Raw genomic sequence first — 15,681 nt, 5'->3', positions numbered from 1 at the left:
GTGTGGGGCGAAAGGCCCATTGGCGGTCCGCTGCAGCAACCGGGGCGCAGCTCCAGCGACAGGTCGCGCGGGCATCAATGCATGTGGCGGGGCAGCACCGATACGCTGCGCCGGTGCGCGTCGGTCATCGCGTCCCCCGCGGGTGCCGCGCGTTCGCGCGGGGTCTCGGTGGGGGGCCATTCGGCTGCGGGCCACAAGCGCCCGGGCAAATCGTCCACCTCTGGCCAACCGGTCACCACGGCGTCGGTCGGGTCGGTTTCTTGGTACATGCACACACTCCCTGCAGTATTGTTGTCCACGGGTTTACACCCATAGAAATGATAGGAGTGCGGGCCCGGTACCGCCATAGCCCGAACGCATCAAACCGGTGCATCGGAAAATCAGTGCCCCGCCACCCGGCTTTGCCAGCGCCACACGTCGGCGCACATTTGCGCCAGCGGGCGGGTGGCGCGCCAGCCCAGGAGCTGCTCGGCCAGGGTGGGGTCGGCCCAGTACTGGGCCACGTCGCCGGGGCGGCGCGGGCCCACCTGGTAGGGCACCGGGCGGCCGCTGGCTTGCTCAAACGCACGCACCATGTCCAGCACCGAGGCGCCCTGCCCCGTGCCCAGGTTCACCGTCAGCAAGCCAGGGTGTTGCTGCAGGTGGCGCAAAGCGGCCAGATGGCCTTCGGCCAGGTCCATCACGTGGATGTAGTCGCGCACCCCAGTGCCGTCGGGCGTGGGGTAGTCGTTGCCCCACACGTTCAGGTAAGGGCGCTGGCCGGTGGCCACCTGGGCCACGTAGGGCATCAGGTTGTTGGGCACGCCCTGCGGGTCTTCGCCCATCAGGCCGCTTTCGTGGGCGCCCACCGGGTTGAAGTAGCGCAAACGGGCCACACGCCAAAAATCGGGTTCGCTGGCCACCGCATCGGCCAGCACCTGCTCCGTCATCAGCTTGCTCCAGCCGTAGGGGTTGGTGGCCGACAGCGGAAAGTCCTCCCGGTAAGGCACCACTGGCTGGTTGCCGTACACCGTGGCCGACGACGAAAACACCAGCGTGCCCACCCCCGCCGCGCGCATGGCCTGCAACAGCGCCAAGGTGCCGGCCACGTTGTTCTGGTAGTAGCGCAGCGGCTGCGCCACCGATTCGCCCACCGCCTTGAAGGCCGCGAAATGGATCACGGCCGTCACGCCGTACTGTTCCAGCACCCGGGTCACGGTGGGCAGGTCGGCCACGTTGGCCTCCACACAGCGCGGCCGCTCGCCGGTGATGCGCGCCATGCGCTCCAGCACGTCGGGCCGGGCGTTGCTGAAGTCGTCCAGCAACACGTACGGCACACCGGCCTGGGCCAGGGCCACCGCCGTGTGCGAACCAATAAAGCCCGCCCCGCCGGTCACCAAAATGCAAAGGGGGCGGGCCGTCGCCCCCACCGTCTCAGCGCCCGCCATCAGTCGGTGCCTTTGGGCGGCGCCTCGCCGAACACGCCGTATGCCTGGCGGTCTGTCAGCACCTCACGCACCAGGGCCTCGTCCACCACGGCGGCCTCGGCCGAAAAGGCGTACACCAGGGCCATGTCGCACAGGGTGTTGATCCGCCTGGGCACACCCCGGGTCGCCTGGGCCACCAAGGCCAGCGCTTCGGGGGTGAACAGCGGCTCGGTGCGCCCCGCCACCGCCAGGCGGTGCGTCACGTAGCGGCCCACCTCCGCCTCCGCCAGCGGCGGAATGAAATAGTCCACCGCCACGCGCTGGGCAAACTGCTGCAGCTCCGGGCGTTTCAGCACGTCCTGCAACTGGGGCTGCCCCACCAGAATCACCTGCAGCAGCTGGTCTTTGTCGGCGTTGATGTTCGACAGCATGCGCAGGGACTCCAGCGCCCCCACGCTCAGGTTCTGCGCCTCGTCCACGATCAGCACCACACGCTTGCCGGCCGCGTACTCGGCGATCAGGAAGCGCTGAAACGCGTCGTAGCGCGCCACCGGCGAGGTGGCCTCGTAGGGCTGGCCAAACGCCAGCATGATCCAGCCCAACAGGTCGGCGATGTTGCGGTGCGTGTTCGACACCAGGCCCACCGTCAGGTTGGTGCCCATGGCGTTGAGCAGGTGCCGGATCAGGGTCGTCTTGCCGCACCCGATCTCGCCACAAATCACGGTGAAGCCGGCGCGGTTTTCCAACCCGTACTGCAACATGCTGTAGGCCAGCGCGTGGCGCTTGCCCATGAACAGGAAATCCGGGTCTGGCTGGATGGAAAAAGGCTTTTCCTTCAACCCATAAAACGCTTCGTACATGGATGCTTACAAGCCTTCAAGTGTGGCGCGCGCCGAATCCAGCTGCGGGAAGGCCTGGCCCTTGGCCAGCTCCACCGACCGCTGCAACGACTCCTTCGCCAGCTGTTTGTTGTTCATCGCCAACTGGGTTTGCCCGTAGTGGTAGTGCACCACCGCCAGGTCCGGCAGCTGGTCGGCCGCCCGCTTGAGCAGCGACACCGCGTCCTCGTTCTTGCCCACCTTGTGGCTGGCCCAACCCAGGGTGTCCAAAAACTGCGGCACCTCCGAGTTTCGCAGACGCAAGGCCAACTGGTAAGCCCGCTCGTGGTCGGCTTTGCCGGTGCGGTGGTCGGCCAGCAGGCTGGCCAGGTTGTTGACGACCACCTCGGCGTTCGGCCGCTCCTTGAGCAGGGCCTCGTACAGGGCAATCGCGTCGTCAAAGCGGTTCATGCCTTCCAGCACACCCGCGCGCGACAAACGCATTTCAAAGCTGTTGGGCACGGCCTTCAGGCCGCGGTCCAGCACGGCTTCGGCTTCGGGCAAACGCCCTTGCTGCGCCTGCAGCGCCGCCAGGCCCAGGTAAGCCGCCACGGCCTGGCCGTCTTGCGCCATGGCCGCTTCAAACGCCTGTTGGGCGCGGGCCAGGTCCCCCACCTGCTGGTGCAGCTGGCCTTGCAGAATGCGGGCCGACACGTTGTCGGGCGACGCCTGGAGCACCGACTCCATGAAAGCCAGGGCGTCGCGCGGTTTGCCCGCGGCCATGTAGCCGCGCACCAGGGCCACCATGGGCTGCACCTCGGTGGGGGCCGCGTCAAAGGCTTTGCGGTAGGCGGCAATGCTGCCGTTGAAGTTCCTGCGCGCGGCGAACACCTCACCCTGGATCTGGTTGGCCGCCACCCCCTGGCCCTGCAGCCCCGCCACCTCGTCCGCCACCGCCTGGGCCGACGCCAAATTCCCCGTGGCCACGTGCGCCCGGGCCAGCATGCGCAAGGCGGGCACGTGCGCGGGGTGCAGGCGCAGCACCTCGCGCAACACGTCTTCCGCCTGGCGCGCACGGCCGGTGCGCATCAAAAACTCGGCGTAGGCCAGCCCAAAGTTGGGGGAGGCCTGCTTGCCCGCCTGGAAGCCGCGCGCGTACTGGTCTTGCGCCAGGTCGCGCGAGCCCTGCAGTTCGTGGGCCTTGCCCAGCAAGGCCATCGCGCGGGCGGAGTTGGGCACGTCACGCAACACGGTGCGCAAATCGCCCACCGCATCGTCCAGGCGGCCGTCGTCCATGTGCATGCGGGCGCGCAACAGCAAGGCCTGTTCGTTGCGCGCATCCTTGGCCAGGGTTTCGGCCAGCAGGGCCTGCGCCGCGGCCTTGTCTTCGCGTGCCAGCAGGTCGGCGGCCAAGGCGTTGCGGGCGCGCAGGCCCAACTCGCCGTCGCCCGCCCGGGCCATCACGTCGCGCAGCAGTTGCTCGGCCTGCTCGCGCTGCCCCATGCCTTGGCGCAGGGCGGCCAGGGCCAGGCGCAGGTCGTTGTTGCCGGCCTCGGCGGCCAGCAGGCGTTCCAGCTCCGCCGCCGCGGCCTGCGGGCCCTGGGTGGTGTTCAAAAACCGCACCACGTCCAGCTTGGCCTCGTTGTCGGCGGCAAACTGCTTGGCGGTTTCGCGGTACACCGCCTCGGCCTTGGCCGGCTGGTTGTGCAGCACGTAAAACTGGGCCAAGATGGCACGGAAGGCCCGGTTGTCGGGGTAGAGCGCCATCAGCTTCTTCAGCGCCTCTTCGGCGCTTTCCAGCTTGGCCATGCGTTCCAGCGCTTGCACGCGAATCAGCTGCAAGGTCACGTTGCGTTCGTCGCTGGCCAGGCCCTGGTCCAGGAAGGCCACGGCGCCGTCGCCGTCCTGGGCGGCCAGCCGCTCCGAGGCCATCACCACCAACGCATCCAGGTGCTTGGGCTCTTTGTCCAGCACCTGGCGGGCCAGGGCCACCGCGCCCTTGGCGTCGTCCAGGCGCAGCAGCACGGCCGCACGCAAAGCCAGGGCGTTCAAGTCGTCGGGGGCCAGGCCCAAGGCGGCGTCGCTGGCGGCCAAGGCCTTGTCCAGCTGGTTGCCGGCCAACAGCAGCTTGCCCAGCCGCAACTGCGCCTCCAGCAGCTTCGGGTCCAGCTCCACCACCTTGGTCAACAGCCCGTACATCCCCTGCCAGTCCAAACCGCGCTCGGCAATCGTCGCCAGGCCCATCAGGGCCTGCGTCAGGTTGGGGTTGATTTGCAACGCGTTCTGGAATTCGATGCGGGCCTTCACCGCGTCACCGGCCTGCAGGTGCTGCGCGCCTTTCTGGTAGAAACGCTGCGCCTTCTCTTCAGGCGAACCGCAACCGGCCGTCAGCAGCACGGCACTGGTCAACGCGGCCAGCGCCCACCCGCGCGGCCCGAAAAAACGCCCAGGGGTCGAATTGGTCATGCTCATCGTGTCCATCAGTACGGTACAAAAGTCCCCAGCGTCGGCACCGCCAGGCGGATAAAGTCTTGGATGCGCCGGTCGGCCGCCGCCGTGTCCTCGCCCGGCTGCACCGGCGACACCGCCCGCACCAGGGCGCCATCGGTCCGGTTGCGCGTCAGCGCGTCCTGGAACAGGTACCACTTCATCCAGTATTCATTGGCAATGCGCCGGCCGCGCTGCTCAAACCAGTAGTACACCAACTGCCGGCTGCTGCCTTTGTCAATCACCACGCGCACCACCTCCATCGGCGTGCCGTCGTTCAAGGCAAAACGCGTGCTGTCCAGCTGGGAAATCACCCAGCCCCCACCGGGTATGCACACCTGGGGCGAATGCGGCGACACGCCCTTGCGCTGCGAGGCGTAGTACGCCACGTAAAAGTTCACCGTGTCGCCGTCCGCCCGGCGGTAATCGGCCAGCACGTAGTCCTCAAAGCCCAGGGCCTGCTCCACCTCAATGTCCAGCGACGACTCCTGCGCCTGCCAGTCGCCCAAGTTCAGCGGGAAGGTGCGCAGCGTGGTGCGGGCCGGCTGTTCTTCCACACGCCCCCCCACCATCCACGCGCCGGCCAGCGCCACGCCCAGCACCGCCAGCGCCAGCGCCATGCGCCAGTCCGCCCCGCGCACCGGCACCCCGCTGGGCAGCACCGGCGCCACCACGGGGAACTGCTGCACGTCCAGCACGTGACGGCGCAGGGTGTAGCGCTCGATCAGCATGATCTCGCCCATCAGAATCAGCTGGCAGACCAGGAAAATCACCCAGCCTTCAAAGTAGTGCAAAAAGCCGTCGGCCACGCCGCTGCCAAACTGCCCCACCAGCACCCCGGTCAGCGCAATCCGCAGGCTGTTGGTCAGCACCGTGATCGGCACCACACTCACAAACAACAACACCCGCCAGCGCAGGGCGGCGGGGTACATGTAGGCCATCAGAAAGCCAATGCTCAACAGCGGGTACAGGTAGCGCAGGCCGCTGCAGGCCTCGATCACCTGCAGCTTGTAGCTGCCAAAGTCGATGATGTTGCCTTCCAGGAACACCGCATAGCCCATGGCGCGCAGCACGTCCACGCCCAGGTTGGAGGACAGCAGTTGCAGGCGCCAGGAAATTTGCGAATCCACGAAATACGGCAGCGGAATCGCGAACAGCAAAAAGGCAATGGGCAGCAGCGTCACGCGCAACAGCGAACGCCCGCCATAGCACAGCACCAGCCCGGCCAGCGCCACCAAAAACCCCACCTGGATGGCGAGGTAGATCGCGGTGACCTCGCCCAGCACCAGCATCGCGCCGCTCAGCAGCAGCAAGGCCACGCCCCAGGCCGACGGCGCGCCCATGCTCGTGCGCAAGGCCGCCCGGCGCTGCCACAGCATCCACAGCGAAATCAGGGGCAGGAAAAAGCCGTGGCCGTACTCTTCCTGCTTGTACCAGCGGCCCACCAGCTCCACCAGGCCGCCCCAATGCGCCATCAACAACACCGCCAGCGCCAGCAGGAACAACCAGTGGTTGGGGAAACCGGGTTTTGTGTGCAATTTCAAAAACAACCTCGGGGTCGAAAAAACCTTTCAATTTTATCGGTCCCACCCCGCCCAGGCCCCGACCCCGCCCCCGGGCCACCCCGCCCCGTTCGGACTATGCACCGCGCCCCAGCCGCCGCCACACGGCGCGCCGCCCCCTGCCATATAGACCATTGCCGCATCCAGCCGCGCTCCCTAAAGTGGAGCCCACTTTCAATTCGTGTTTCATTTGCCATGAAAAAACTGCTGCTCGCACTCGGCTTGCTCAGCGCGGCCACCGCACAGGCTGTTTCCCTGTCAGGGGCCAACCTCAGCTACAGTTTGTCGTACCAAAATATTAGCTTTAACCCCATCCTCACCACCACTCCCCGGCCGGTGACGGTGGGTTCCGGGGTTGAGTTCTCCACCGTGCTGGGCTACGGCACACAAATCGACATCGACGACACGGGCTTCACCATCAGCTTCGCCGGCCCGGACCTGACCCAATCCCTGGGCGGCTTCAAAGGCATTCAGCTGTTCGACACGAACAACGCGCTCAACGACTTCACCCGTGCTTCGGTTGTTGGCAACACCACCTTCGGCGGCGTCACCACAAGCGTCCAACCCGACTCCGTGCTGGTGACGTGGGCCACCTCCGGTCTCTTGTCCCCGTACCTGCGCATCGGCATCGATCTGGCGGCCGCACCCCACACGCCGCCGGTGTCGGCCGTGCCCCTGCCCGGCGCCGCCACGGTGATGCTCGGCGGCCTCGGCATGCTGGCCGGTCTGCGCCGCCGTTCCAAAAAGCCATCGGCACACACCGGCACCCACGCGGCCGCCTGAAGCCGCCACACCCGTCCATCCCCCTTGGGGCAAGCCACGGCTTGCCCTTTTTTTTGGCCGCTGCGGCGGGCGCCCGGGCGTTATCCGGAAGGGCTATTGCCGAATCCACCCCGCGTTTCTACAGTGGCAACGTGTCCAACCCTCCAACGCTCCTCCCATGAAATCCCTCCTGCTCACCCTCGGCCTGCTGGCCGCTGCCCCCAGTTTTGCGGCCACCTTGTCGGGCCTCGAATTGGGCTACACCACCGACCAAAACAACTTGCTTGGCGTCCGCTCGACCAGTGCCGTTCAAAACCTGACGGTGGGCCCCGGCGTCGAAGTCACGCGCCTGCTGGGCGTGGGCGGCAACATCAACGTGGACGACACCGGTTTCAGCATTTATACCGGTATCAACCTGAGTGGCCTGAAAGGCTTCCAGCTGTTCGACTTGAACAACGTCCTCAACGACATCACCGGCCTCACGCTGACCGTGGGTTCGGGCATTTCGGGTTTCACCAGCAGCTTCACCGCCAACTCCATCACCTTGGACTGGCTGAGCAACTCCACGTTGGGCGACACGATCCGCGTTGACATCACCGTGGCCAGCAACCCCGTGACGCCGCCGCCCGTCTCGGCCGTGCCCCTGCCCGGTGCGGCCACGCTGATGCTGGGCGGCCTCGGCATGCTGGCCGGCCTGCGCCGCCGTGGCCAAAAAGGGGCCCAGCCGGCACAGCCGGCGCTGGCCGCCTGACACCCACCCCAGGCCACCCCACCACGTAAAAGGCAAGCCCACGGGCTTGCCTTTTTCATGTCTGGTACGGCATGGGGGCGTGGCGCCCGTCTCAGCCTTGCGCCCGCCACAGGCGCAGCAGGCCCAAGCCGTCGCGCCAGTAGCGGCCCAGCAGCGCCGGCTCCTCTTTGATGCGCCACAGCCACTCCAGCCCCCAGCGCTGCCAGCGCAACGGCGCGCGCCGCACCGTGCCGGCCACAAAGTTCACCACCGCCCCCAGGTGGCTCACCACCGGCACCTGCAGGTGCGGCAGGTTGTGCACAATCCAGGCCTGCCCTTTCTTGGCCCCCAGGGCCACCACCAGAAAGTCGGCCCCGCTGGCGTTGATGGCTTGCAGCACCTCGGGGGTGGACATGTCCTGCACGCTGCCAAAGCCGGGCGACAGGGCGCCCACGCCCAGCATCGGCCCGCCCCGGGCGTGCTCGGCGTTCAGCACGTCGCAGGCTTGCTGCGCCACGCCCGGCGGCCCACCAAAAAAGAACACCTTCACTGCGCGGCCCAGCACGTCCTGGCCCGCCCCGTGGCGCAGGGCATCGAACACATCGGAGCCCGCCACCCGCTCGGGCAAGGGCGTGCCCTGCTTGCGCGCCAGCCACAGAATGGGCATGCCATCGGCCACGCTCAAATCGCTGGCCAGCACCGATTGCCTGAACGCCTCGTCGGTCTGCGCGGCCACCAGAAAGTTCAGGTTGGGGGTGGACAGGAACAGGCGCTGGCGGTCGCGCATGGCCAGGGCCAGGCGCCGCACGGCCTCCCCGGTGTTCACCCGGTGAAAAGGCAAACCCGCAACCGTGATGGTGGGTGGGTTCATGTGTGGTGCTCCCTGCTCGGTTTCATCGCCCCAATGGGCAGGACAACGGCAGACCTCATGTTGAAGGCAAACCACTGGCGACCCGAGGCCAAAGGGACAGCGTGACCGGGGCTGATGTGGCCGATGTGAACAACAGAGATTTCCATATTCGCCACATCAAACAAACAAGGGCTGAATGTACTTGAACATCACATAACCGGACACAACCCCAAATGAAACGAGTGCATAAGCGGTGTATGCCAGCGCAACCCCACGCGACTTGGTAAACAATGAATCCCTGTATTTCAACACCTTCTGATCCACAAGCACATAAAGTGGCACCACAAACAACACCGCAAACACCCACGAAAACACCGGATGATTGATAAAACCCAGAAAGTCGATTCGTTTGGCAAGCGCATTCACAAAGAACTCACCTATCCAATGGTTCAAATACAACGGGTACGAAATACCCCCCAACAGCTTGGCCCACATCCACGGCCGACCCTGCACTGAAAGCAACAAAACCAAGCTGGTGGCGAACAAGGATGAAATTACAAAATTGCCCCCTGGAATGAAGTTCCCCCAAAGCAAGGCGGCACATGCAACCAGTACGATTGCCCAAAAAACAAACCGGATTTTGATTTTTTCAAGATCGAATTTCTGGTAAATAATCGCAAAAAATACACCCATCGCAATGCTCGCAAAGTGCGATGAAAAATATTGCAGCAAGACAGTGACAGCCAACCAGAAACGCCAATCCTTGCCAAACCGGAAGCCAAAAATCAGAATGGGGGCCAATAAGTAAAACTGCTCTTCTACAGCAATGCTCCAGAACTGGCTTCCAGATCCACCCATGGGCATCTCACTCGATGCCGCAGGGAAAAAAGTAAACAGTTGATGCGTGAAGGTGACATCCATCAACAAATACTTGACCCAGTGAAACCCCACCCCCTCCTTCACCCACGCAACACTGTACAGCAAAAATATGGCCACGAAATACGGGGCCCATATCCGCAATGCGCGGTTATAGAAAAACCTGGGCAGATCAGACACCTCACCCCGAATCAATATTGATCCAATGAGCCAACCACTGAGCACAAAAAAAACTTTAACAGCGAGGCCGCCCGAGATAAATGCAGGCATGACCATGCCCGCATGCTCCAAAACAACCACGGAAGCCAAAACAAATCTCAACAAATCAAAGTAAGGATAATATTTCATTTCTCAAAAAATCTTGAGATGGTGAAAAGGCCAACCCGCAACCGCGATGGTGGGTGGATTCATGTCTGGTACTCCCTGCGCAGCTTCATCCGCCAGGCGGTGCAGCCGGCCAGCGTCCACAAACAACCCAGTTCCAGCCAGTGGTTCCAGGCCACGCCCAGCGCGCGGTCGCCGATGAAGCGGTCCATGTGGTGAAAAGACGCGGCCCGCAGCACCACAAACACCCCCAAGCCCATCCACGCCAGCCACACGCAACGGGTGGGCAGCGGCAGGCGCCACGCGTACAGGGCCACCACGGCGCCCCCGGTCAGGCCCAGAATGGCCATCATCGCCATGAACGCCAGCTGCACCCGCTGGCGGTCTTCGTACCAGCCTTGCTGGTGGGCCCACACACGGCCCAGCTCCGTCAGGGCGGTTTGCAAGTCCAGTTGCTTGTTCAGGCCCAGCAGCAGCAAGCTCGCAGCCAAGAAGGCATAGCCCATGGCTTCGCGCCGCTGGGGGTGTCCGTGCGCGCCCATGCCGCGCCACACCGCCGCACACAGCAGCCCGGCCAGCAAGTAAGACGCCACGGCCAACCACCCGCCCAGTGTCGGGTCACCTATGCCTGGAGACCAGGCACCGATCCAGCCCCCGGCACTCATTTGCGCTCCGTCCGCACCCACGCCCGCTGCCGGCGGAAGACAAAACCCACGTACAGCGGCACTTTGCCCAGCAGCAGCCAGGGCAGTTTCATCGCCTCGGTGGCCGACACCAGGTCACGGCCCCAGCCCCACCACGCCCGGCACAGTGCGAGCATGAACAAGACGATCAGGCAGTTCGCCAACGCCCACGGCCCCAGGTATGCGCCACCGGCCCACAGCGCCAAGGTCAGGGTGCCACACCACAGCAGCGCCAGCAGCAGGCCCAGCAAGGCCACCGGTGGCACCAACAGGTCCAGCGCCATGGCAACGGTGGGCATGTGGCCGCGCCGGATGCCCTGCCACAGCACGCGCGGCCCCAGGCTGAACAGCATGCTCAGGTGCCCGTGCTCCCAGCGCTTGCGCTGGCTCTGCTGCGCGGCGGTGGCGGTGGGGAATTCGCTGGTCACCAAAGCCTGCGGGCAAAACAGCGGGGGCGTGCCCGCCAAGGCCAGGTCGGCCCCCAGCTTCATGTCTTCCACCAGGTGGCCGTTGGCCAAGGCCATGCGTTCGGCCATGGCCCAGGGGAAGGCCATGCCCGTGCCCATCAGCTGGCAGGGCCAGCCCATGCGGTGCCAACCCAAGGGCCGAACCCAGTTTTTCACGCGCCACGCCCAAGCCGCCACCCGCTGCTTCAGCGGTGCCCCTTCGGGGGCGTTCATCAGGTACAACGCTTGCACCGGGCGGCCGTGTGTGCCGGCCAGGTGCGACAGCGTGTGCAGGCTGCCGGGTTGCACCCAGCAGTCGGCGTCCACAATCAGCAGCACCTCGGGCGGGTTCTGCGCCAGGTGGCGCACGCCAAAGTCCAGGGCATAGCCCTTGCCCCGCTCGGTGGCGTGGCTGCGTTCCACCACCTCGGCGCCTGCCGCGCGGGCCAGTGCGGCGGTGTCGTCGGTGCAGTTGTCGGCCACCACCAGCAATCGGTCGCCGGGCCGCAACTGCGGCAGCAAGCCCGCCAAGGTGGTTGCAATCACGGCCGCCTCGTTGTGCGCGGGCACCAGCACCGCCACCCGCCAGGCCCGCCCGGTGGGAGGGCCGCCGTCCAGTGGGTGTCGCCTGGGTGCCCACAACACCTGCGCACCAAACGTCAGGCTCCAAACACCCACCACCGCCAGGCTGGCATACATCAGCCACAGGAATGCGGTCAGCATGGGCTTGCGCTTTTCGTGTCGTCTTGCCCGAACAACGCCACCAACTTGGCGGCTTCGGTGTGGGCGTCGTGCCGTTGCAGCACACGCTGGTGTGCCGCCCGGCCCATGGCCTGCAAGGCCTCGGGCGGGGTGTCCAAGCAGGTTTGCATGGCCTGGGCCAGCGCCTGCACATCGCCCGCCGGGAACAACCAGCCGTGCACCCCGGGCTGCACCAGTTCTGGAATGCCCGCCACGTAGGTGGACAGCACCGGCCGGTGCAGGGCCATGGCCTCCATGATGACCACGGGCAGGCCCTCGGCAAAGCTGGGCAGCACCAAGGCACGGGCGGCCAGCAGTTCGGTGCGCACCTGCTCGGCGCCGATCCAGCCGGTGATGCGCACGTGTGGCTGCAAACCGTAACGGGCCACCAAGCGTTCGATCTCGGGGCGCATTTCGCCGTCGCCGGCCAACACCAGTTCCAACGGCTGGCCGGCGTCGCGCAGCAAGCGGGCAGCCTCCACCAACAAGAGTTGTCCCTTTTGTTCGCACAAACGGCCCACGCACACCAGGCGCGGCGCTGGCGGCACCGGCACCACCGGCACGTTGTGGAAGGCGGCATCCAGCCCGCAGTGCACCAGCTGCACTTTGGGCCACTGGGCATGGGGCAGCCAGCGCCACAGCTGGCTGCGCCCGTAGCTGCTGATGGCCACCACAAAGCGGCTGTGGGCCATTTTGCGGGCCAGGTGCAGCGCCTGGGGTTTGTCGAATTCCTCGGGTCCGTGCACGGTGAAGCTGTAACCCGGCCCACCCAAGGCGTGGGCCAGCATCACCACCTCGGCCGAGTTGGTGCCAAAGTGCGCGTGCACATGGCTCACCGGGTTCTGGCGCAGCCAGCGCAGCAGCTGGCAAGCCTCGGCCAGGTACACCAAGTGCAGGGGCCAGGGCCGGTCGGCCCCCCGACTGACCTGGAGGGCCAGTTTCAAGGCCGCACAGAACCGCCCAGGGGCCACTAAAGCGCAGGCCAGCACGGCGGGCAACAAACCCCACAAGCCCTGCCGCAACAGGTACTGCGTGCGGCCTTGCTCGGCCACATCGGCCGGGTCCACCACCGCATCGGCCCAGCCACGCACCGCGTAGCGGCTGACTTGCGCGCCCTGGGCTTCCAGCGCCAGGATTTCGCGGCGGATGAAGCTGTGGCTGACTTTGGGGTATTGGTTGATGAAATATGCAATTTTCACGATTTCACCGAATTTTTACAGCACACTCGCTCAAATCAAAACAAACATACTCATCGTCAGCAAAAAAGTACATCACCAACCTCCCTAGCGATTTAAACAGCAGAAATTTAAGTACAAGTACACGATATGAATTAAATGCAGACAAAAAAGACTCACCCAAAATTGCAAACACTCACATTCAAAATCAAGTCCACACATTCAATATTTACTCATCCAAAGAGAGATATTCTTTGACAAGATCAGATCTGTGAGCAAAAACATTGTGGTCGTTGTAATTTTTTCCACACGCGTAAGCAGCCCCAATCATATTCGCCAACAAGACGCGGTTTTTGCTCAGAAATGCCACCTTCTCCGCCAACTCATCCACATCATTCATTTTCGTCAGCACGCCAGCATCAGACCCCTCAATTAAATCAGCAGGGTATGCACTGTGGTAACCAACAATTGGCGTCGCACTGACCAGTGATTCAATCAAGTTTCTTGGAGACTCTGGCGTCTTGTGGCAAAAGACCATGATATGAGAAGTTCGCAGCAAACCCAGCAGTTCCACCCTGTTTCGAACAAATCCCACCATTCGTACCTTTTCACTCAATCCATAAGATACGATACGATTATTCATTTCTTCTATACAGGCACCATCACCCACCCAATCAGCAGTAAACTCGATGCCTTTATTATGTAGAATTCGCATGACCTCCAGCCAATCAAAAGGGCCTTTCATGGGATCCGCCCTTCCAACGTAGACGATACGCAAAACATCGCTTTTGATGGAAGAAATTTTATCTTCAAGCATCAGAAGTGGAATTCTATCCTCTTGCTTAAGGTGTATGTCATGAACAATATGAGGATTGACCGAATATTGAGAATAGTGGGAATACGTTTCAGCCCCATGAAACAAGCCAAGAGCCGATTTTTCAATGACGTTCTTTTCCAACATCTGCATTGGAATATAAGTCAACCTCGACTTTAACCGCCTCCTCCAATTCAAACCCGACTTCGATTCCGACTTTACAACTTCAGACTCCACCCTATCAGTCCATACGGCATATTTTCTTTTTTTTCTGTGCGCCAACAATGCACCAACACTCCCCCAATCACCAATCAAGCCTCCGATTGAAAAAACAAGGAACTCACTTTGATCGATATGGCGATCCATCAACCTCAATACACGGGATTGATTGGCAATGAATTTCCCCATGGCATAAGCCATAGGCACCGTCTCTATTTTTATTTTCTTAAAATCGAGACCTGCAGTATCTATCGGCACCCAAGAGGGCGGCGGACATGAATAAACAATGGGATGCATCACTGTCATCCTCTCGAAATTCGATGACCACAAACGCAAGCCGTTGCATGCCTGGTCTTCTAAGTACAAAACATCTTCCCATTTGTACAGCGGTACGGGAACGTATAAAAAAAGAGAATTTTTATTCATAGGAAAAAGCGGACTCAAGGACGAAGCGCAACAAGGTTTAATGAGGCGTGAAACACATCGTTGTGGTTCTTGAATTCCAGCCTATTTCGTGGTCAGTGATTGAAATGCCCAGAGCCTGATTGCTCGCTAGATGGTGGGGAAACGCTTGGCCGTTGTTAACCGTCAACATCTTGCTCCGTGTGCGCAGGTGCTTGAGCTTGGACTCAATGGTTTGGGTCAGCAAGTCTGCCGTCTTGCAACTCAATTTGGCCAGCACTGCAAAAGCTCTCTGGCGCTCGATCAGCGTCACGCTGGGCTTTTGGTGTGCCGCGCCATTGACGATATCGTCCACCCGGTGGCCCACCTGCTTGTGCTGCCCAATGTGGGCTGACCGCTCGCCAATGGGGTTTCGATTGAGGATCGTCCCAAGTTTGTCGTGTCCACTCGAATGGAATTTACGCTGGGCGTTGCAGCTGTGATAGGCGCACTCATGCGCCTTGCGGCAAGCCTGCCCGTACCGGTAGTCGAGCTGGCCACGGCTGCGCAACTTGTTGCTGCTGAGTTGCACGACCTGGACTTCCAGCGCCAGGATTTCACGACGGATGAAGCTATGGCTGACTTTGGGGTATTGGTTGATGAAATACGCAACCTTCACGCAAACTCCTTGGTTCGCCACCAGTTCCTGCAGCGGCGTGCCAAGGTGCTGGCATGGCGCAGCACAGGCCAACGGTCAAACCAGCGTTTGTCGTGGATGTCGGTGGCGGAACTGCGTTGAAATGCCAATTCCGGCTCGGCCATCAACGTGGTCAGCTCGGGGTGGTCTTTTCTGAACCAGGAATAAGCGCCGTCCACGTGCATGGGCCCGCCCTCTTCCGAACCCGGGGGGCGTTGGAGCATGGCGTCGAAATACGCCGCCACCACCGGAACCACCTTGGCACGCAATGCAATGCAATGCGACCCCATCAGCCCAGACGACGCCTGCACCGACTGCAAACCGGGCACGGCGGTCTGTGCCTCAAAACGGTTCAGCGCACCGCCGTAAAACAAGGCCCAATCCAAGCTTTGCAAGGCAGACGACAGGCGGGGCAGCAATTCATCAACCTCTTTGCTGAAGTCGCAATCGTCCTCCAGGATCAGAATGTTGCCCATGCCTCGGGCTTGCGCCATGCGCATTGCGCCCAGATGACTCATGAAGCAACCGCGCGCCCCAATCGATGGAAAGCCGCCCGGTGCGTCGGGTCGCACCGCCGGAAACAACACCACCCGTTCGTGTGTCAGTGACAAGCCCACACGCCGCAATTGCTGGTCGATCTCCCGCCGGCGGTCTGCGCGGGCAGGCAAATTGATCACAAAAATGCCGTCAAACAGTTCAAACCACACGCC

General features: G+C 62.8%; 15 protein-coding genes. 2 read left to right on the top strand and 13 right to left on the bottom strand.

Annotation, left to right across the window (positions count from 1 at the left end):
* Positions 1–74: 74 nt before the first annotated feature.
* The 5 genes from HA630_RS08285 to xrtD all read right to left on the bottom strand — a co-directional run bounded on the left by HA630_RS08285 (position 75) and on the right by xrtD (position 6,255).
* Positions 75–269, bottom strand: a complete 195-nt coding sequence (locus tag HA630_RS08285; protein WP_166834036.1) for a hypothetical protein — start codon at positions 267–269, stop codon at positions 75–77.
* Between the two features lie 111 nt (positions 270–380).
* Complete coding sequence (gene galE, locus HA630_RS08280; RefSeq protein WP_166834034.1) at positions 381–1,427, bottom strand: UDP-glucose 4-epimerase GalE; 1,047 nt, start codon at positions 1,425–1,427, stop codon at positions 381–383.
* On the bottom strand, positions 1,427–2,266 hold the full coding sequence (locus HA630_RS08275; protein ID WP_166834032.1) for an ExeA family protein: 840 nt from the start codon (positions 2,264–2,266) through the stop codon (positions 1,427–1,429). The genes galE and HA630_RS08275 overlap by 1 nt, the downstream gene beginning before the upstream one ends.
* Before the next feature lie 6 nt (positions 2,267–2,272).
* On the bottom strand, positions 2,273–4,690 hold the full coding sequence (locus HA630_RS08270; RefSeq protein ID WP_166834030.1) for a tetratricopeptide repeat protein: 2,418 nt from the start codon (positions 4,688–4,690) through the stop codon (positions 2,273–2,275).
* Between the two features lie 14 nt (positions 4,691–4,704).
* Positions 4,705–6,255, bottom strand: coding sequence for a VPLPA-CTERM-specific exosortase XrtD (gene xrtD / locus HA630_RS08265; protein ID WP_166834028.1), 1,551 nt, complete (start codon positions 6,253–6,255; stop codon positions 4,705–4,707).
* Positions 6,256–6,468: 213 nt separating this feature from the next.
* Between xrtD and HA630_RS08260 the strand changes: the two genes are divergently transcribed.
* Together HA630_RS08260 and HA630_RS08255 are read left to right on the top strand one after the other, a co-directional pair.
* Positions 6,469–7,056 (top strand): hypothetical protein, encoded by a 588-nt coding sequence (locus HA630_RS08260; protein ID WP_166834026.1) that lies wholly within the window; start codon positions 6,469–6,471, stop codon positions 7,054–7,056.
* A gap of 157 nt (positions 7,057–7,213) precedes the next feature.
* A complete protein-coding gene (locus HA630_RS08255) occupies positions 7,214–7,786 on the top strand; it encodes a hypothetical protein (RefSeq protein WP_166834024.1) in 573 nt (190 codons plus the stop codon).
* A 91-nt stretch (positions 7,787–7,877) separates the two neighbouring features.
* Here HA630_RS08255 and HA630_RS08250 read toward each other — a convergent pair whose 3' ends face one another.
* The 8 genes from HA630_RS08250 to HA630_RS08215 form a co-directional block, all read right to left on the bottom strand.
* Complete coding sequence (locus HA630_RS08250; protein ID WP_166834022.1) at positions 7,878–8,636, bottom strand: WecB/TagA/CpsF family glycosyltransferase; 759 nt, start codon at positions 8,634–8,636, stop codon at positions 7,878–7,880.
* A gap of 156 nt (positions 8,637–8,792) precedes the next feature.
* Positions 8,793–9,839, bottom strand: coding sequence for an acyltransferase (locus HA630_RS08245; protein ID WP_166834021.1), 1,047 nt, complete (start codon positions 9,837–9,839; stop codon positions 8,793–8,795).
* Positions 9,840–9,898: 59 nt separating this feature from the next.
* Entirely contained in the window at positions 9,899–10,480 is a 582-nt protein-coding gene (locus HA630_RS08240) for a hypothetical protein (RefSeq protein ID WP_208300031.1), read from the bottom strand.
* On the bottom strand, positions 10,477–11,667 hold the full coding sequence (locus tag HA630_RS08235) for a glycosyltransferase family 2 protein (RefSeq protein WP_166834017.1): 1,191 nt from the start codon (positions 11,665–11,667) through the stop codon (positions 10,477–10,479). Before HA630_RS08235 ends, HA630_RS08240 begins: the two co-directional genes overlap by 4 nt.
* Positions 11,661–12,884, bottom strand: a complete 1,224-nt coding sequence (locus tag HA630_RS08230; protein WP_166834015.1) for a glycosyltransferase — start codon at positions 12,882–12,884, stop codon at positions 11,661–11,663. Before HA630_RS08230 ends, HA630_RS08235 begins: the two co-directional genes overlap by 7 nt.
* Positions 12,885–13,089: 205 nt before the next feature.
* On the bottom strand, positions 13,090–14,319 hold the full coding sequence (locus tag HA630_RS08225; protein WP_166834013.1) for a glycosyltransferase: 1,230 nt from the start codon (positions 14,317–14,319) through the stop codon (positions 13,090–13,092).
* A 37-nt stretch (positions 14,320–14,356) separates the two neighbouring features.
* Entirely contained in the window at positions 14,357–14,953 is a 597-nt protein-coding gene (locus tag HA630_RS08220) for a hypothetical protein (protein WP_166833962.1), read from the bottom strand.
* Complete coding sequence (locus HA630_RS08215) at positions 14,950–15,678, bottom strand: glycosyltransferase family 25 protein (protein ID WP_166834011.1); 729 nt, start codon at positions 15,676–15,678, stop codon at positions 14,950–14,952. Before HA630_RS08215 ends, HA630_RS08220 begins: the two co-directional genes overlap by 4 nt.
* Positions 15,679–15,681 lie beyond the last annotated feature (3 nt).

It is taken from the genome of Aquabacterium sp. A08, assembly GCF_011742065.1.
Note: the sequence above shows the minus strand (reverse complement) of the source record. Positions and strands in the feature narration are given on the sequence as shown.